The sequence below is a fragment of the Neisseria sp. P0001.S007 genome (genome assembly GCF_051963655.1).
Taxonomy (GTDB): Bacteria; Pseudomonadota; Gammaproteobacteria; order Burkholderiales; family Neisseriaceae; genus Neisseria; species Neisseria subflava_A.
Genome location: NZ_JBQCUB010000077.1, coordinates 1 through 208, shown reverse-complemented (window position 1 = coordinate 208; position 208 = coordinate 1). Strand labels below are relative to the sequence as shown.

At 52.4% G+C, this 208-nt stretch carries 1 pseudogene; it reads left to right on the top strand.

Features of this window, described 5'->3' with window-relative positions:
- Positions 1-208: pseudogene (locus tag ACTHRE_RS11245) on the top strand (IS5/IS1182 family transposase); the annotation flags it as partial.

Here is a 208-nt window from a genome sequence, read left to right as displayed (position 1 = left end):
TGTTTTGCCGTTTTGACGAACTGAGCATCCCCGATTACAGCACCTTATGCCGCTACCGCAACTGGCTGGCGCAAGACAACACCCTGTCCGAATTATTGGAACTGATTAACCGCCAACTGACCGAAAAAGGCTTAAAAGTAGAGAAAGCATCCGCCGCCGTCATTGACGCCACCATTATTCAGACCGCCGGCAGCAAACAGCGTCAGGC